Source organism: Komagataeibacter sp. SM21, assembly GCF_041402665.1.
Lineage (GTDB): Bacteria > Pseudomonadota > Alphaproteobacteria > Acetobacterales > Acetobacteraceae > Komagataeibacter > Komagataeibacter saccharivorans.
Map to the genome: position 1 here is coordinate 51,061 of NZ_JBGLOV010000015.1, position 16,757 is coordinate 67,817.

Genomic DNA, 16,757 nt, shown 5'->3' on the forward strand with positions numbered 1-16,757 from the left:
GCTCCTGCGTAAAACTGTCGGAAAATGTCAGTATGGAAACGACTGTTTTCGTGATAGTCGAAGACTTACGCGCGCGCTCTCGTGCGGTATACAAGTACAGAATAGTTGTACTATTTAGTACTTTTAGAGAGCGCGTTTTTGTTGTTTTATTACAATTAGTTATCGGAAATTCCCATTCCTGATAGGTCGGGAAACCGATTCCTGATAGGTCGTTTGACATCAGGAGTCCTCCACATAGTTATCCACAGAGTCCTGTGGATAAGGTTCCTTGCCAGGATCAGGAGAGAAGCGGAGCACCGGCACATTGCTGGTATCCACTTCGAGACGCAGCCGGTATCCGGGCAGGTTGTCAGCGGCAACCAGGCGACGGATCTCGAACACGAACCGGGGAAAGGGAGAACGGGATGCGGATTTCCGGTAAAGATGGGGCAGGTCGAACGCCCACCCGCCTGACTGCTGCCCGGCATGTCGGCGGACGAGCAGATAGAGCCAGCGCTCGAAGCCCCCGGTCAGGGCAAAGTAGCGGGGATCGAGCGTGAGCACGCCCCGGCGCCCGGCTGCATCGCACACCCATTGCGGCAGGATGAGATCGAGTTCGCCCCGTCGCTCCTGCCAGGCAACGAGCCAGGAAAACCCCTGCGCCCCCTCGCGGGTCTGGCGCAGTGATGTCGTGACCCGTGTTTCGTGCAACCGGTCCAGCGATGCGCGAAGCCGGTCATAGCGGATTGCACCCGGGTCACGCCCGATGAAACGCAGCACCTCGCCCATGCTGCCATGCACGCGTGGTGAAACCGGCACGCCCCGCCTGCGCGCGGCCACAAGACGGGAGACAGCCCAGATCAGGATATCGGCATCCCAGATGGTTGCCATCGGACCATCATCGCGTCCTGACACCTGCACTGTGACGCGGCCCATGGCGAAACGGACCGGCACATGGCGGGGTGATTTGGCCAGACTGAAGAAAGGCCATGACATGAGATCGATCAGCAGGCAGGGGGAAAGAACCCCGCCGTCCGGATGCGCGTTCATGGCCTGCACCCCTGCCTGCGGCTTCCGATCACACGGGCTTTTTCATAAGAATCCTCGGATGTCGATTTGCAGGCGACGTTCTCGATCCAGTAGCGGATATCATCGACATGGTAGAGAACCCGACCGCCCATCTTGCGGAAAACCGGGCCGCTGCCACGGCAGCGGTACCGTTCCAGCGTCCGTGGGGAGATGTTCAGCCGATGGGCGGCCTGCGGTGTGGTAAGCAGTTGCTCGTCGAGAAAATTATCCTGACGCGAATGTGACGGCGTCATGCGGGCCTCCGTCGGTTGGGGCGTAACAGGGCGCAGCGTGGACGGAAATTGTCATGCCGGGGACGTACGCAAACCACCGGCGTCTATGCGCGAACGGTTCAGGCCGGGATGCCACAGGAAAGCCCCTTCAGGGGGAGAGTCGGAAACGGGAGGGTCTCAGAAGGGTCAGATATTTGCGCTCATCCGCCAGATGCGTCGCCTTGCGAAGCAGGCGTCCTATACGCCCGCGCTGAGAGGACGTATCCCACTGACGTGCATTCATCTGCCGCACGGACGGGTCGAGAACCGCGCCAATCTCGCGCTGGGAGGCGCCGGCCCGCCGTCCGGCATAGGCGCAGATGGCGTCAGCGATGAATCGCGCACGGTAAAGCGGCAACCCCAATGCCCGCGATAGTGGCGGAACAGGCAATCCGGACAGATACCGGATAAACCGCCGTAATTCCGCAATCCGCAGTTCCTCTCCCCCATCGAGCGGGATCAGGGCCGCCGCGCGTTGCCGGGCGCCCGCATTGCGGATCTCGACACGAAAAAGGGTGTCGCCATGCCGAAGGGTATAGGCAGTTCCCTCCCACCCCGGCCCTGTCGCGGTCGTGGCGTCAGGAAAGGTAGGGGGCATATGCCAGGCGTCAAAGCCCTGGGGGACTTCGACCAGCATTGTGACGCCTGGATAAACTTCGGAAGTCCAGAGTGCCGGTTTGATCCATGCGGGGATATCCGGATCAGCCGGTACAGGATAACCCCCAGTGGCGAGCAAACTGCCCGGCCTGTTCATGATGGAGCCGCATGCTCTCCGGGGTCTCCGGCTGGTGCCCAAGGGCGCGGTACCCGGTGACATAGGCAGGAATCCGGCGCAGTAATTCATGCGCCAGTCCGGGCGCGTCGAGATGCTGCAGATGGGCGCGGAAACGTGGATCGTACCAGTCAGGATGGCTGTCCATGGCAGTTCTCTCCCATTCCCGACCAGCACTACGGGGATGGCAAGGACCGGGCATAGATACCGTGGAGAGGGCACCGCCCTTCTTTATGATGCGTTACCGTAACGTCCTGACAGCAACACAGGCAGCATCCCGGGGCAGGCACATGTGTGTTTTTACAAGACTGCTTTTGATTCCGCGGTTTCCCGGGGACATTTCCTTTTCTGACACGCGCATTGGAAAAATGCGGCACTATCCTCATTGACAAGGGCACCCTGACGGTATCGTGAGCGTTGAAATCCGGGCTGACCACAAAAGGGGCGCAAGAGCAAGGTCCCCCCGTCAGGCGGGGGGCTCCGCATCGCGTCGCACAAGCGCCTCTTTGAGTTCGCGCTCGATCTGCCGGCGCTCGCGGCGGCTCAGGTGAAAGCTGGTCAGTTCGGCGCGCAGCATCTGGATGTGGTCGTGTAGCGTGGTCATCGTCCTGCTCCTTTCGTTTCTCGAAGACAGGACGGACGGCTCATGCCGGGGCGGACCGGGTCAGGGATCGCCGCAGGCGACCGGCTCGCCGGCGCGTGGGGGAGCCGATTTTGTTCGGTGCGCCCGAAGGGTGCGTCGGGCAAAATTGGGGGGACCACGCGTCCTTGACGCGGTTCGCCCTCGCGCATGGTACAATGGGAAGGCTGAGGGAAAGCCTCGTGTTCCTCCTGCGTCTCACGTCGGGCGACCAGCGCTGCCGCCCGCGCCCCGGAAAAGCACGTGGGAAAATGAAAGCCCGGAAGGCTCCGCCCGGGGAGACCGGGCGGGGTTATCGTGGAAGCTTCAGTCCCCGTTCCGGCTGCGGGGCCGGGTCCAGATGAGGGAGTAGCCTTCCCCTTCCTCGTCGGTGAACAGGTTGGCGAAGATCGGGGCGGCGAAAGAGGGATCGTCCAGCTTCAGGCTCAGATAGGTGCGGCCTTCGCTGGAGCGGCGGGTCCAGGCCGCACCGAGGTCAATCCGTCCGAGATAGACGCGGTAGTTGGGGGCGTTGTCGTTGGCGCGGTTGGTTTCGGCCACCAGGCGGACGTTGCGGGCCTGCAGGGCCAGGGTGACGATTTCGCCTTCGAAGCCTTCGCCCACCTTCTTGAAGGAACCGATGTTAGCCATTGTCGTATCTCCATGCTGTTATCGGGCCGCGACCACCGTGGCCTCGATGGCGATCGACCAGCCGGAGGCGAGCGGCAGAGCACCCTTCAGGGCCGCAGCGCAGCGGAGGACGGCAGGGCCGGAACTTTCTTATTTCGCGAGGAATGACGGCGCAGCCGTCAGGGGAAGAAAGTTCTGGCACGCCGTTGCGGCCAGCCGATCGAGGCGCAGCCGGTCTTCGGCTAGATCAGCCATCCGACAGAGGCCATGGTGTGCGGACCCGCCAGCCCTTGGAGAGACGATGCCGGCATGACCGGTCCGACAGGTGGGGAACGTGCGACACAGGACGAAATCCTCATTGCCCGGTGCGACCGTCTCACGTGCTGGTGGCGCGGATCGCGGCCTGACACCCGCCCCCGACTGCCGCGTCCCTGCCGCGAACGGTTCGGGCCGCATCCTCTGGACCCGTCGTTCCAACGAAGGCGGGCCAGCCGGTTGCCCGCTGGACGATCCCTCCTTCGCCACTACTGTTTCGACCTGTTCACCGACGAGGAAGGGGGCCACCGCTCCCTCATCCATCGTCCTCGCAGTTGGAATGGGACGAGAAGTCACGCCCCATACCCGATCTCTCCGGGTGGGGCCTTCCGGGCACGGATGGGCACGTTGCAGCGCATCGGACGCGCTGGAACCGGGAAGCCCGACATGTTTGTCTGGCCAGTCGGTTACCCGCAACCCGCAATCATGCCGTTATGTTCGATAGGAAAACTGGCGCTCACGCGCCAGCCTCCCTGCGGAACCGCCAGACCGGGATACCCATCTGTTTGGCCTTGTCGGCCAGATTGTCCTGAATGCCCGATCCCGGAAACACCATGACCCCGACGGGCAGGACTTTCAGCAGGGCGTCGTTACGCCGGAACGGGGCGGCCTTGCCGTGCCGGTTCCAGTCGGGCTTGAAGGCAATCTGTGGAATTTCGCGATGATCGGCCCAGCGGGAGGCGATGAATTCCGCGCCCTTCGGCGAGCCCCCATGCAGCAGCACCATATCGGGGTGCTTCTCGTGCACCTTGTCGAGCCGGTTCCAGATCAGGTGATGGTCCTCGTAATCGAGCCCACCGGTGACCGCGACCTTTGGTCCGGGGGGCACCAGCAGTTCGGTCTCGGCCTTCCTGCGGGCGTTGAGGAAATCACGGCTGTCGATCATTGAGGCCGTCAGGGTGCTGCGGCTGACCAGCGAGCCGGAGCGTGGCCGCCAGGGCGACATCGTCAGGCGTTCGAACTGGTCGCAGGCGAGGTCGCGGAAGATCTCATACGCGTTGCGTCGTTCCAGCAGGGTCAGGCCCTCGGCGATGAGGCGTTCCAGTTCCACCGAGCGGATCTCGCTGCCATCCTGTTCCTGCTGGCTGCGTTTCTGCGCCGCCTCGTTGCGGTCGAGATCACGCTCCACCTGCCCGACCATGCGGTGAAAGACGTTGACGGTGGACCAGAGCAGCGGTTCGAGATCGGGTTCCAGCCGTGTGTCGGTCAGCGTGGCGGACAGGGCGTCGAAGATATCGGCAACCGCACCCTCGATCTGGCTGGCGTCGGGCAAGGGCCGCGGATCCGGCTCATCCTCGAAGGGACGGTGGCCGTAAAGCTGGAGTTCGGCCAGCACATGGGCGGTGGAAGAGGTGGCGTGTGCAGGTTCGAAATCGTCCTGTGTGCGGGTCATGGGTCTGTCCTCCGGTTCTGGCCGCGCCCCTCGCGGCCTTTCCGGGGGCGGATAGCGGCAGACGAAGGCCGGGCCGGAACCGCGCAGCGCGCGGCCGGAACGCAGTGGAGGGTGGCAGGGAGACGGCTATTTTGCTTCGCGATGCAAAGCGCGGACGCAGTCCCGCGCGGCGGAAAATAGCCGGCTCCGCCATTGCAGGCCCGGCCTGGCTGACGCCCGCTCCCCTTCCAGAAAGGCCGCGGGCGCGCCCTATCCGGAAACGGGACAGCCCTCCGCACGGCAGGGAAAGACGATGACCCTCACACCCCCTTCCCGGCCCGCCTCAGTGCGCGACGGGTTGCAAAAACCGCGCCACGTCCTGCGGGGCAAGCTGGGGATGCAGGATCGCCCGCATCGCGCCACGCCCGAGATAGCGGAGATCATCGTTGAAATCCGCCAGACGCGATGACAACACAAGACAGTCGATCCCCGCCTCCTGCGTCCGGGCCATCAGGGTCGCTACCGCGTGGTCTCCGGCCGGATCGTCGTCACGCAGCACGTAAAGGCGACGCAGTGTGGGCGGAAACACCATGGCGGCGAGATGCGCCGAGGACAGGCAGGCGGCCAGCGGCAGAGCGGGCATGACTTCGTGGAGCGACAGCACCGTCTCGATCCCCTCGCCTGCCGCCAGAACGTCGGACACCGCGCCAAAGCGCACGGCATGGCCAAGCAAGGTCGCCCATCGCCCGACGGGGGATTTCGACAAGGGCCTTGCCGCGTCCGTCGCGCGCCAGCCAGGTGCGATGCACGCCGGTAACGCGACCATCAAGGTCGGTGACGCCGGCGATCAGCGCGGGCCAGGTCTCGGTCGGGCTGTCAGCATCGGCGCGATAGTAGCAGTCGGGGTGGAAACGCAATGCGGCCAGACCTGAGCGATTGGCCAGATCGCGGCCCCGCAGATAGATTTCCGCGACGCCGGACAGGAAACGGCTGGCATCCCACAGGCGGCGCGCGGCGTCCATGTTGCTGCCTTCCGTCTCGGGCCGATGCGATGAGCCCGTCCGCAGGCGATCCCCCGCACGGGCCGGTTCGGGATGCGGCAGGGCCAGAAAGCAGCGTGCCTCGTCAGCAACATCACGAAAATCGACAAGACCGAGGGTTTCACGGATCAGATCGAGCAGATCCCCGAATTCACCCGTGCTGGCATCCGTCCAGCGCCCGGCGGCTCCGCGCCCTTCCGAGGGACCATGCAGGCGCACATAGAGCGACCGTCCCGGTGTATTGCGCACGTCGCCGACCAGCCAGTAATTACCATGCCGCCGCCCGGCAGAGAGGTAATGACGACAGACTGCCTCGGCGTTCTCGGCCAGACGGCGGGCCAGATCGCCCGCATCCCATGACTGCGCATCTGTCATTTCCCCCTCCCTGCGGGCTTGATGCCGCCATGATTCCCCCGTAACGGCAGAGGCAACGGGCACAGGCCCGAATGCAAAAGGATATTTTCATGAAGATTGCCGATCTGGTCGATCATATCGCCACCACCACCGACACGAGCAAGACCGATACCCGCAAGGTGCTGGACGCCCTGATCGAGACCATGACTGCTGCCGCCAGGGCCGGTGATGAAATCACCCTGCCGAACTTCGGCAAGTTCAAGGTCCGGGAAGTCGCCGCCCGCGAAGGCCGCAACCCGGCCACCGGTGCGACCATCCAGATCGCGGCCTCGCGCAAGCTGGCCTTCACGCCCGCCAAGGCGCTCAAGGACAGCCTGAACGACTGACCTGACGACAGGCAGAAGGCGGCGGACCTCGTCCGCCGCCCCCTCCCCAGCACGCCGGCGTCTGATGATGGACGCGTTCATCCGACCTTCTCCATCAGCTTGCGTACCCTGCCCTCAAGATCCAGCCGCGTGTCCTGGTTGGTCTTCGTCCGCGCCAGAGCCGTGATCCCCTGCACGAAATCGAACACGCTCTCGGGCTTGCGACCCTCTTCGTGCAGCACCGTTTCGATAATCTTCGCGGTTTCCGGTTTCGAGAACCCGCGACGACGCAGGAAACTTTCCCGATCGTCATCGGTTCTGGCCACCAGCGCCCGACGCGAGGCCTGAATGCCGGAGACGAACGACGCCGGACTGGCCGTGGCGAAATTTCGCAGGGCCGGTGTCGCCTGATGCACGAAACGCGAGGCGGCGAACTTGCTATGCCGGATCGTGATCTGTTCGAAATTTTCGATACCGTACAACATACGGTTTTGACACACTCCGCGCAGGTAAAAAGACGCAATACCGAGACTTTTACTGCCGACTTCCGAATTCCAGGCATAGAAACCCCGAAAATAGAGATCGGGGTCACCATTGGGCAGGCGTCCGGCCTCAATCGGGTGTGTGTCGTCCACGAGAAACAGGAAGACATCCCTGTCCGACGCATACAGCGTCGTGGTCTCCTTCGTGATGTCCACGTACGGATTATGGGTCATAGTGGTCCAGTCGATGACGCCCGGCACCTTCCAGTTGGTATCGCCTGTGCCGTCACCAGCGATTTTGCGCACCGCGCCCACCAATTCATGGTCCCAGATGCGGCCGTAATCGGGGCCGGTCACGGCACGCAGTTCGACGCGGCCATCTTCGGTCTCCAGCGTTTTCACCAGTTCGGCCCGGTGTGACAGCAGGCCGTGCTGGAGATTGATCGCCGCCAGCGGAGCCGGAAGGTTACGCAGGTACGACGACGGCGCGCTGACCAGACTGCACATCTGGCCGAACGACCAGTGCGTGGGGGCAATCGGCTCATGCTGCCCCGGCACAGTCAGGGTGAGGCGTTCGGCATTGTCGCGCGATGCTTTCACACGGATGGCGCGGCTCTCAACGGTGCGGGCGGTGGCGCGCTCGGCACGGGCAAGTGTGGCGGCGTGCAGATCGGACAGCGAGAGATACCGCTCGTCATCGGGACGGGAAAACCATTCAGACGAGACGCGGGAACTACGCTCCCCCCGCGAAGGATCGATCCTGAAGCCGCCGGACGCGGTGCCACGGGACGCAGGGGGCAGGATGGTGGTTGTGGTCATGGAAAACTCTCCTCTGATGCCGGTTATTCGGCACCCAAGGCGAAGCCGACCTCTCCCTCTTTCCGGGGCACTAGACATGAAAAAAAGCGGCTTCCGGGCACCGGAAGCCGCTGTCTCAAAGTTCCAAAACTCATTGCGTCACTCGGCGGCGATGGCCTCCATATCCCCGCCTGACGTCACCGTTTCAACCTGTGCAGGATCTACCAGTCCCACGGTCCGTAACGCCTCGGGCAGCCAGCCCGAACCATCAAGCAACCGCTCGGCCTCACGCGCCATGTCGGGCTTCTTCAGGTGGGCGATGCGGTCAGCCGCCTCATCGCCACGTGCCTCTCGCACCGCCTGCAGGATACGGGCCTTGGTCACCCGGCCAAGATAGTTCTCGACGGTCGGCTGCCAGCCCGCCTCGACCAGGTCAAGCCTGAGCGCAGCGGCAAGCCGGTCGGCGCGGACCAGCCGCTCCCTGACGCTGCGTGCCAGAGACGGACCATGGGACGATTCATGCAAGGCGTTGACGCCGAAGGACAGGCAGTGCGCCAGCAATGCCATGCGGCTGGTGTCGTCCAGCCCGTCGATCCAGCGCCACAGCGCGTCCTCGTCTTCCGGCAGATCGTGCTTCCAGCCCTCGTTGCGCTGGCGCATAGCATGGGCGGGCACACTACCCGGCATGTCGGGTGAATGGACGGACAGTGAGATTTCCCGGACATAGGCTTCCAGGCAGTCGGCACCCGGTGTCTGCCAGTACACATCGCGCACCAGCGTATGCAGCAGTTCGGTCAGCGCGATGTGCGGGTTACTGGCAAACGCGTCCCGCAGGGCCAGCGTGCGCCACGCTGTCAGTTCGGTGAGAAGCCGATCAGGCAGCGACTTGATCCCGTCTTCTTCTTCGGGTTCAACGTCGGGAGCGGTAGTATCGCCCTCACCGCCCTCATCGCCCCCATAACCAGCAAGACGTTCATCCCGCCCATCATACGCAGGGCAATTGTATTGATCGGCGTTGCCCGCATCATCGGTCTCTTCCGGCTCGGCCGGCATATCCTCGGGCAGCACGAACCCCCGCTCCACCTGCAACGTGCCATCACTGGCGAGGCTGACGAACGCGCCGGCCCGCGCCATGTCAGCAGGATCGAACGCCAGAGGCCGTTCCTCCAGGGCAAGGATGGCCTGTTCGATCTCGCCCAGCCGTGCATCGACCTCGTCCGGATATTCATCAGCCTGGGCGTATTCAGCCTCGATGCTTTCCTGCTCGGCGCGCAGGGCTGCAAGCCGGGCAGTCTCCTCATCGGACAGCGGTACTTCCGTGCCGTCGATCTCAGCGAACTGCCGTGTGTGGCCCCATGGGAATGACAGGGCGGTTTCGACCCACTTCCAGCCCTCGGCGCGGACCTGTTCAGCCGCCTCGTGCAGCTTTTCCATGACCAGCCGGTCCAGAATGGCCGGATTCTGCAGCCAGCCGCCGTCATCGGCTTCGAACAGGTCGCGCATGACGTGGCCACCCGCTACGATATAGGCCTCCAGCCCAACGAAACGGGCACGCGCGTCCGAAGCCCGCACGGTCTTTTCCGTCAGCATGCGGCGGATGACGTAGGGTTCGCGATTATGGCTCTGGGCCACGATCTCCCAGACCTGTTCCTGCCGGACATGGTCGTCACTGATGGAAAAGGCCATCAGTTGCTCCAGTCGCATACCGTCCTGCTCGTATATCTCAAGCAGCTTGTCCGACACGGTCATGAGGCGCAGCCGCTGCTTGACCACAGCGGGTGCGACAAAGAACGCGGCGGCGATTTCCTCCTCGGACATGCCTTTTTCCAGCATGTCACGGAAGGCGCGAAACTGATCCAGCGGATGCAGGGCCACGCGCTGGACGTTCTCGGCCAGGGAATCATCCTCGGCAAGGATGGCCGATCCGGCCTCGCGCACCACGCAGGGTACGGGGGCGATCTTCGCCAGTTTCTTCTGCTTCACCAGCAGTTCGAGGGCACGGAAGCGTCGTCCGCCGGCAGGGACTTCGTATGTGCCGGTCTCGGCCCCTTCACCATCAAGCACGGGACGGACATTCAGGCTCTGCAGCAGCCCGCGGCGTTCGATGTCACGGGCCAGTTCCTCGATCGACAGGCCGGACTTTACACGCCGGACGTTGGACTGGGACAGCACCAGCCGGTTGAACGGGATGTCACGGGAGGAACTCAGGGTGATTTTGGGAATAGCGGTCGCCATGGCGAAAAACTCCATGACGGGCAGACAGGAGACTCTCTCCCACCCTCTCAACCCGTCACGAAAATCCGCGCAGCCCTCTGACTCTGAAGGCCCCAGCCTCGCCCAAAATCCGCAGCCTTTTCCCGGCAGAAAACGACGGCAATGGGGGGTAGAACGAACCCGCTGCGCGGGATTGGTGCGATGTGGAGGTCTGTCACCACGGCGTGAGCGATCTGTTTTATTTGGAACTGTCCTGATCGAGCCAAGCACTCTGGCTTCTTCCTACCAGAAGGAGCCGGATGATGACAGAGTCCCTGTGCATTGCTGCAATCAGTCCCCTTCGCCAGCGCCTGCTTGATGACATGGCGGTGCGGCGGTTCTCCCGGGAGACACAGCGCAATTACCTTCGCGATGTCGGCCGTTTCGCCACGTTTCTGGGCCGCTCACCCCACACGGCAACAGCTGAGGATGTGCGCCAGTTCCAGATTGAGCAGAACGCGGCTGGCATGCCGACACCGACCATGAACGCCATCGTGTCGGCGCTGCGGTTTTTCTTCACCCAGACACTCGACCGTCCCGACCTTGCACGCAGGCTGGTCCGGGTGGCGCAGCCCCGCAACCTGCTCGTGGTGCTGAGCCGCGATGAGGTTGCCCGGCTGCTCAACGCGACCGTATGCCTCAAGCATCAGGCCGCCCTTTCGGTCGCCTATGGGGCAGGCCTGCGGGTGGCCGAGGTCGCAGCTCTCAAGATCAGCGATATCGACAGCGAGCGCATGCTGCTCAGGGTCGAACGGGGCAAAGGGGGACGATATCGCAACGCCATGCTTCCGGCAGACCTTCTGCCCCTGCTGCGGGAGTGGTGGAAGGCCGGACGCCAGCAGGGCGTGATGCATTCCGATGGCTGGCTTTTTCCCGGGCAGGACACCATGAGGCCCATCAGCACACGGCAGCTCCATCGCGTGGTTGTCGATGCCGCGCGGACTGCTTCGATCACCAGACGTGTGGGGCCTCATACCCTGCGGCACAGCTTTGCCACGCACCTGCTGGAGGATGGTGTCGATGTCCGCGTGATCCAGGTTCTGCTGGGTCATTCCCGTCTGGAGACCACGGCCCTTTATACAAAAGTTGCGACCCGGACCGTGCGGGCCGTCATCAGTCCGCTCGACAGACTGGGCATGCTGACGACAACGCAGGCGAGGCCCGACGGCTGATCCCCGGGCGGGGGCGGTCATGTCCGCCTCCCTCGAACTGGGGGACATCTTCCGGGCTGCCGGCCCTGCCTGGCGGTCAGCCCATGCCGGCCGTCTCCCCCTGCAGCAGCTCAAGGTCATGTCGGCGATCGAACACTGCCGCACGGCGGCCCTTGGTGGTCATGTCGCGGCCTGCGGGGACTGTGGACACTGGCGGATCGCCTATAACAGCTGCCGCAACCGTCATTGTCCGCGCTGTCAGGGAAACGCCGCGCGGACATGGCTGGCCGAGCGGGAGGCCGATCTGCTGCCGGTCGGGTATTTCCATGTCGTCTTCACCCTGCCGGCGCGGATCGCCGACATCGCGCTCCAGAACAAGGCCGGGGCCTATCCTAAATTTCGTGTTTGGGCGTTTGATGCGAAAGAAGGAGCAGCATCATGGCCCGACGCAAGAAACCCATCATCCCTGACGATGTTCTGGACCAGGTTCTGGCTGGCCGCGTGGTCCGCACGATGTCAGACGCAGATGCCCTTCTGGGCGATATGAAGAAAGCCCTGGCGGAGCGGTTGCTCAACGCAGAACTGGACCAGCATCTGGACGGCGAGGCTGTGGCTGGTCGCCCGAACTGTCGCAATGGCTATGGGCAGAAGACGGTGCTGACGGATGCCGGTCGGGTACGGCTGGACATCCCCCGTGATCGGGCGGGAACGTTCGATCCGCAACTGATCGCCCGCTATCGGCGGCGGTTTCCCGGCTTCGACGATCGGATCATCTCGATGTATGCGCGTGGGATGAGCGTACGTGAGATACAGGGCCATCTGCTTGAAATCTATGGGATGGAAGCTTCGCCGGACCTGATCAGCGTCATCACCGACGCCGTTCTGGACGAAGTGGCAGCCTGGCAGAACCGGCCGCTGGAGGTAGTCTATCCGGTGGTGTTCTTCGATGCCCTGCGGGTGAAGATCCGTGACGAAGGCATGGTGCGCAACAAGGCGGTGCATATCGCCCTGGGCATACGCGCCGACGGCACGAAGGAGGTCCTCGGCCTGTGGATCGAGCAGAACGAGGGCGCCAGATTCTGGCTCCGTGTCATGAACGAGCTACGCCATCGTGGTGTCGAGGATATCCTGCTGGCCGTGGTTGATGGGCTCAAGGGCTTTCCCGACGCCATCCGCGCGGTTTTTCCCGAAGCCCTTGTGCAGACCTGCATCGTTCATCTGCTGCGCCATTCGTTGGATTTCGTCGCCTGGAAAGACCGCAAATCCGTGGCCACGGCTCTGAAGGATATCTACCGGGCGGTGGACGCCGAGACTGGAAAAACCGCTCTGGCTGCCTTTGCCGAAAGCCCCTGGGGTCGGAAATACGCAGCGATCGTCCAGTCCTGGGAGGAGGTCATTCCCTTCTACGCCTTCCCTGCCGACGTCCGGAAACTGGTCTATACGACCAATGCCATAGAAGCGCTGAACGCCAAGCTCAGGCGGGCCGTCCGGGCCAGAGGGCATTTCCCCAATGACGATGCGGCCCTCAAGCTCCTCTTTCTGGCCTTGAATCGAGCCGAGAAAGAATGGATCATGCCCCCAAGGGAATGGTCCATGGCAAAGGCCCAGTTCGCCATTCTCTTCGGTGACCGCTTCGCCCGCGCCACCGTCTGATCAATAACGTGAACAACGCCTCTTACACGAAATTCCTGACAGTCCCGATCCAGGCGCTGGATCGCAGCCAGCCCATGCTCCCGATGCGGCCCGGACAGGTCGAGCGGCGGACACATGACTATACCCGCCACGGCACGACCTCGCTGTTCGCAGCTCTCGACATTGCCACCGGCACCATTATTGGAAAGTGTTACCCGAAGCACCGATCCACGGAATTCCGCAAATTCCTCGATCAGATCGAAACCAATGTGCCGACTGACCTCGATATCCATCTGGTGATGGATAACTATGCCACCCACAAGACGAAGCTGATCCGTGACTGGTTGGCCAGGCGCCCGCGCTGGCACGTTCATTTTACGCCGACCGGAGCCTCATGGATCAATCAGGTGGAGCGGTTTTTCGCTCCCATCACTGAAAAGCAGATCAGGCGCGGCATCCACCGTTCGACCGAAGCCCTGGAGTCCGACATCAGGGCTTTCATTGCTGTCCATAACGAACAGCCCAGGCCCTTCAAATGGACCAGGTCCGCCGACGACATCCTGCAGGCCGTCAAGCGATTCTGCCTCCGTACTATCAAAATCAGTGAAACTTCAGAATCAGGACACTAGTTCGTCGTCCGGTATTGGGTAGGCTGCGGTTTGCTCATGACCGACCGTTACCAGACGAGCTTCATTCCGTGAATCTCCCCTACAACCATTTACGCAACAAAACCGTTATTTTGTATAGATGAATATTACCAGTCCAGTCGTGCCGGAACACGGTCGACATGAATAGCCACTTCAAATTCCTGCTTAGCACGAGCCTTCTGCTCTTCATTGATATAGCTGATTAACCCGCCAAGATTGGACCAGGTAGGATGATACCCAGTTCTGTCAATAACATCGTAAACTTCAGACAACCACAGTTCATCGGGAACACGATCTCCGGTAAACGGTCGTATATCAACCACCTTAAAATCTTCATATAGTAGGCAGTAAAACTGGAATATCATATGCTCAAATGTACCCCATTTGAGATGATAGAACGCATTTTCCACGCTACCGAAATGCATGATAAACTGCGCAAACCATCCTATGGTCGCTTTGCGGGGATAATACGGCGCATCGAAAAACCAACTATACAGTTTACCATCATTCATTATACCAAGGATTTTTTTCTCATCCTCAAGAGGAAAGAAATTGGCTGTTTCTTTTACGATATTTGCGGCCATTCCTGAATGACCGGCCAGAACTTCTTTCTTCATAAAATTATGCTGCAATCTGTCAAACATCTTGGACGGATGATCCATAAACAGCACATCGGAATCAATACAAGTTATTTCTTCCACACCCAAACAGAGCGCCCGGTATATGGCAACCATTTTCTTAAAATTGACGATCCCATTATTTTTATTCTCTCTGATACACTGAACTATACTCGGTAATGAAAACTGCTCACATATCCCCAGCGCAGAAATCGCCTCGATTGGGATAGGAAATTTATACCCTGACATCTCAAGGTAATTCTCAAACATTTTACATTCAACATCTGATGTTAATACTATTGTAAGCAGAACATCATCTGATTTTTTTTTATCTACATTGCAAAATGCATTTACCAAATATGCAAATCTAGGAGGATGAACCGGAATAATCAGATGTCTTTTATATTTTTTTGGTATAGAGTAATCAACACCATGTTTTTTAAAATCTTGTCGGCCAAAATTCGGATCAATGTCTGACAGATTAGGTTTTTTTCCAAAAACACGCACTCGTAAATCCTGAATTAACTTACTCAATTCTACATTCAAATTTTCTATCGACACGGATCATAGTCCTATGAAATGTTATCGCGTTCATTATAGCATCTTTCTTAGTGTCCGTTCAAGATCTTCTTGAATATTTGGAAACATTTATGATTCCCTGTTGGCAGTGCCGATTTGGAGAGGCCACCCGATGTGGACCAGTGAAAATCGCGTCCGGTATGACCGCAGTAAACTCTGCTATCCCAGCGACCTGACTGACGAAGAATGGTCACTGGTCGAGACGATGATCCCCCACGCCAAGCGGGGCGGCAACAAGCGGACCGTAAACGTGCGCGAGGTCATGTGGACTTGTGACGGTTTTGTGCCGGTTGACTGAGCGTTTAAACCTTTCAACAGGAAAGGCATGAGACCATGGCATTGAAGCAGACAGAAGAGTTTCGCCGCGAGGCGGTCAGGATCGCGCTGAGCAGCGGTTTGTCCAGGACACGGGTTGCGGTGGATCTGGGGATTGGCAAATCAACGCTGAGCCACTGGATTTCGCAGTATCGGTCGACTGATCTGACAGCGCCTGAAGCGTCGACGGACCTCGTCCGGGAGAATGAGCGTCTTCGCCTGGAAAACCGTGTCCTGCGGGAGGAGAGGGAAATATTAAAAAACGATCCCGGACGTTTGTCCGCCTGTGCGGCATAGAAACAGGCCATGCTATCGTGCCGGACAGGAGGGTAGCGGCCGTTTGCTTATTGGCGGGTTCGTCCCCGTTAAAAAACGTGGTCCATGGAACTGTGCGAACTTGAGAATGGTGACACCGCCTTGCGGTGATCCCGGTTAGGAAGATGATTGATAGGCATGTTCCACACCCTCCTCCAGCACACTGTGTGGAGATGTTCCGATGCCTCGAAAATCTGCAAAAGCGTCCTTTGATCTCACACGCCATATTCAGGGAGCCGCTGCAATCGATATTGGATCACGGATGCATATGGCGGCGGTGTCCCCTGAGGCTACGAAGGACCCAATCCGGTCCTTTGGCACATTTACCTCGGACCTTCACGCTTTAGCTGAATGGTTCAAGGCTTGCAAAGTCACCAGTGTCGCCATGGAATCTACAGGCGTCTATTGGATCCCGGTTTATGAAATCCTTGAGCAACATGGTTTTGACGTCATTCTGGTGAACGCGCGCTACGCCAAGAATGTACCCGGTCGCAAGACGGATGTGAGTGATGCCGGATGGCTCCAGCAACTTCATTCCTATGGTTTGCTGCGTGGAAGCTTTCGGCCTCATGCCGATATTGCTGCTTTGCGGGCCTATCTGCGTCAACGTGAACGTCTGGTTGAGTATGCTGCGGGACATATCCAGCACATGCAGAAAGCCCTGATGGAAATGAACCTGCAACTCCATCACGTGGTCTCCGATATCACTGGCGTCACAGGCATGCAGATTATCCGGGCCATTGTTGGCGGTGAACGTGATCCAGAGACCCTGGCTGCTAACCGCGATGTCAGATGCTGCTCATCGGCAGAAGTGATATCGGCCGCCCTGATGGGCAATTATAGAGATGAACATGTATTCGCTTTGACGCAGGCACTGGAACTTTATGACATTTATCAGGAACGGATCATGGCCTGTGATCGCCGCATGGAAAGCTTGCTGCTGATTCTGAGCCACAGGAGTGCAAAACCTGCGGCAGACCTTCCAAAGCCTCGGACCAAGACAAAGCAGACGAGCGCTCCGTCCTTCGACGTACGAGGTATTCTGTATCGCTTGCGGGAGTGTCCTGAAGTCTGTGTATCTGATCTGGTCCATGGGTTTTCAGATACTCAAGCGGCGAAGCGCCCTTCGAACATTATGGCGAACTGGTTGCGGGCTGCAAACCATTCCCGCACATTCCGCCC

Annotated in this window: 14 protein-coding genes and 5 pseudogenes; 8 read left to right on the forward strand and 11 right to left on the reverse strand. The window is 60.3% G+C overall.

The window, feature by feature from the left end:
- Positions 1-219 precede the first annotated feature (219 nt).
- The 8 genes and pseudogenes from ACBR42_RS13590 to ACBR42_RS13625 form a co-directional block, all read right to left on the reverse strand.
- Complete coding sequence (locus tag ACBR42_RS13590; protein WP_371208353.1) at positions 220-1,029, reverse strand: replication initiator protein A; 810 nt, start codon at positions 1,027-1,029, stop codon at positions 220-222.
- Positions 1,026-1,301 (reverse strand): helix-turn-helix transcriptional regulator, encoded by a 276-nt coding sequence (locus ACBR42_RS13595; protein WP_371208354.1) that lies wholly within the window; start codon positions 1,299-1,301, stop codon positions 1,026-1,028. Before ACBR42_RS13595 ends, ACBR42_RS13590 begins: the two co-directional genes overlap by 4 nt.
- 127 nt (positions 1,302-1,428) lie before the next feature.
- Complete coding sequence (locus ACBR42_RS13600) at positions 1,429-1,956, reverse strand: DUF2285 domain-containing protein (RefSeq protein WP_371208355.1); 528 nt, start codon at positions 1,954-1,956, stop codon at positions 1,429-1,431.
- A 64-nt stretch (positions 1,957-2,020) separates the two neighbouring features.
- A complete protein-coding gene (locus ACBR42_RS13605) occupies positions 2,021-2,239 on the reverse strand; it encodes a transcriptional regulator domain-containing protein (RefSeq protein ID WP_217319869.1) in 219 nt (72 codons plus the stop codon).
- Between the two features lie 318 nt (positions 2,240-2,557).
- Positions 2,558-2,695, reverse strand: coding sequence for a hypothetical protein (locus tag ACBR42_RS13610; protein WP_217319868.1), 138 nt, complete (start codon positions 2,693-2,695; stop codon positions 2,558-2,560).
- Positions 2,696-3,037: 342 nt separating this feature from the next.
- Positions 3,038-3,361, reverse strand: coding sequence for a DUF736 domain-containing protein (locus ACBR42_RS13615; RefSeq protein WP_217319867.1), 324 nt, complete (start codon positions 3,359-3,361; stop codon positions 3,038-3,040).
- A gap of 751 nt (positions 3,362-4,112) precedes the next feature.
- Positions 4,113-5,048 (reverse strand): DUF2493 domain-containing protein, encoded by a 936-nt coding sequence (locus ACBR42_RS13620; RefSeq protein WP_371208356.1) that lies wholly within the window; start codon positions 5,046-5,048, stop codon positions 4,113-4,115.
- A gap of 322 nt (positions 5,049-5,370) precedes the next feature.
- Positions 5,371-6,442: pseudogene (locus ACBR42_RS13625) on the reverse strand (toprim domain-containing protein).
- Between the two features lie 89 nt (positions 6,443-6,531).
- Here ACBR42_RS13625 and ACBR42_RS13630 point away from each other — a divergent pair.
- Positions 6,532-6,807: an HU family DNA-binding protein gene (locus ACBR42_RS13630; protein WP_371208357.1), complete on the forward strand. Its 276-nt coding sequence runs from the start codon at positions 6,532-6,534 to the stop codon at positions 6,805-6,807.
- A gap of 77 nt (positions 6,808-6,884) precedes the next feature.
- Here ACBR42_RS13630 and ACBR42_RS13635 read toward each other — a convergent pair whose 3' ends face one another.
- On the reverse strand, positions 6,885-8,087 hold the full coding sequence (locus tag ACBR42_RS13635; RefSeq protein WP_371208358.1) for a DUF932 domain-containing protein: 1,203 nt from the start codon (positions 8,085-8,087) through the stop codon (positions 6,885-6,887).
- Between the two features lie 138 nt (positions 8,088-8,225).
- Complete coding sequence (locus tag ACBR42_RS13640) at positions 8,226-10,301, reverse strand: ParB/RepB/Spo0J family partition protein (protein WP_371208359.1); 2,076 nt, start codon at positions 10,299-10,301, stop codon at positions 8,226-8,228.
- A gap of 278 nt (positions 10,302-10,579) precedes the next feature.
- On the opposite strand from ACBR42_RS13640, the gene ACBR42_RS13645 reads away from it, so the two are divergent.
- The 4 genes and pseudogenes from ACBR42_RS13645 to ACBR42_RS13660 form a co-directional block, all read left to right on the forward strand.
- Positions 10,580-11,491: a tyrosine-type recombinase/integrase gene (locus tag ACBR42_RS13645; RefSeq protein WP_371208360.1), complete on the forward strand. Its 912-nt coding sequence runs from the start codon at positions 10,580-10,582 to the stop codon at positions 11,489-11,491.
- Between the two features lie 19 nt (positions 11,492-11,510).
- A pseudogene (locus ACBR42_RS13650) lies at positions 11,511-11,861 on the forward strand (transposase zinc-binding domain-containing protein); the annotation flags it as partial.
- 47 nt (positions 11,862-11,908) lie between these two features.
- Positions 11,909-13,123 carry an IS256 family transposase gene (locus tag ACBR42_RS13655; RefSeq protein ID WP_371208361.1) on the forward strand — a complete coding sequence of 405 codons (1,215 nt, stop codon included), beginning with the start codon at positions 11,909-11,911 and terminating at the stop codon, positions 13,121-13,123.
- Between the two features lie 47 nt (positions 13,124-13,170).
- Positions 13,171-13,731, forward strand: a pseudogene (locus tag ACBR42_RS13660) (IS630 family transposase); the annotation flags it as partial.
- A 125-nt stretch (positions 13,732-13,856) separates the two neighbouring features.
- Here the strand turns inward: ACBR42_RS13660 and ACBR42_RS13665 are convergent.
- Entirely contained in the window at positions 13,857-14,927 is a 1,071-nt protein-coding gene (locus ACBR42_RS13665) for a hypothetical protein (RefSeq protein WP_371208362.1), read from the reverse strand.
- Positions 14,928-15,057: 130 nt separating this feature from the next.
- Between ACBR42_RS13665 and ACBR42_RS13670 the strand changes: the two are divergent.
- From ACBR42_RS13670 to ACBR42_RS13680, 3 genes and pseudogenes are all read left to right on the forward strand, one after another.
- Positions 15,058-15,210 (forward strand): annotated as a pseudogene (locus ACBR42_RS13670) (IS5/IS1182 family transposase); the annotation flags it as partial.
- 68 nt (positions 15,211-15,278) lie between these two features.
- A pseudogene (locus ACBR42_RS13675) lies at positions 15,279-15,521 on the forward strand (transposase); the annotation flags it as partial.
- 235 nt (positions 15,522-15,756) lie between these two features.
- On the forward strand, positions 15,757-16,757 hold a 1,001-nt coding region (locus tag ACBR42_RS13680; protein WP_371208363.1), incomplete at its 3' end, for an IS110 family transposase.

Bases quoted from the DNA above. Each gene is read 5' to 3' on its own strand.
- ACBR42_RS13590 (WP_371208353.1), bottom strand. From the start codon at position 1,029: ATGAACGCGCATCCGGACGGCGGGGTTCTTTCCCCCTGCCTGCTGATC.
- ACBR42_RS13595 (WP_371208354.1), bottom strand. From the start codon at position 1,301: ATGACGCCGTCACATTCGCGTCAGGATAATTTTCTCGACGAGCAACTG.
- ACBR42_RS13600 (WP_371208355.1), bottom strand. From the start codon at position 1,956: ATGCTGGTCGAAGTCCCCCAGGGCTTTGACGCCTGGCATATGCCCCCT.
- ACBR42_RS13605 (WP_217319869.1), bottom strand. From the start codon at position 2,239: ATGGACAGCCATCCTGACTGGTACGATCCACGTTTCCGCGCCCATCTG.
- ACBR42_RS13610 (WP_217319868.1), bottom strand. From the start codon at position 2,695: ATGACCACGCTACACGACCACATCCAGATGCTGCGCGCCGAACTGACC.
- ACBR42_RS13615 (WP_217319867.1), bottom strand. From the start codon at position 3,361: ATGGCTAACATCGGTTCCTTCAAGAAGGTGGGCGAAGGCTTCGAAGGC.
- ACBR42_RS13620 (WP_371208356.1), bottom strand. From the start codon at position 5,048: ATGACCCGCACACAGGACGATTTCGAACCTGCACACGCCACCTCTTCC.
- ACBR42_RS13630 (WP_371208357.1), top strand. From the start codon at position 6,532: ATGAAGATTGCCGATCTGGTCGATCATATCGCCACCACCACCGACACG.
- ACBR42_RS13635 (WP_371208358.1), bottom strand. From the start codon at position 8,087: ATGACCACAACCACCATCCTGCCCCCTGCGTCCCGTGGCACCGCGTCC.
- ACBR42_RS13640 (WP_371208359.1), bottom strand. From the start codon at position 10,301: ATGGCGACCGCTATTCCCAAAATCACCCTGAGTTCCTCCCGTGACATC.
- ACBR42_RS13645 (WP_371208360.1), top strand. From the start codon at position 10,580: ATGATGACAGAGTCCCTGTGCATTGCTGCAATCAGTCCCCTTCGCCAG.
- ACBR42_RS13655 (WP_371208361.1), top strand. From the start codon at position 11,909: ATGGCCCGACGCAAGAAACCCATCATCCCTGACGATGTTCTGGACCAG.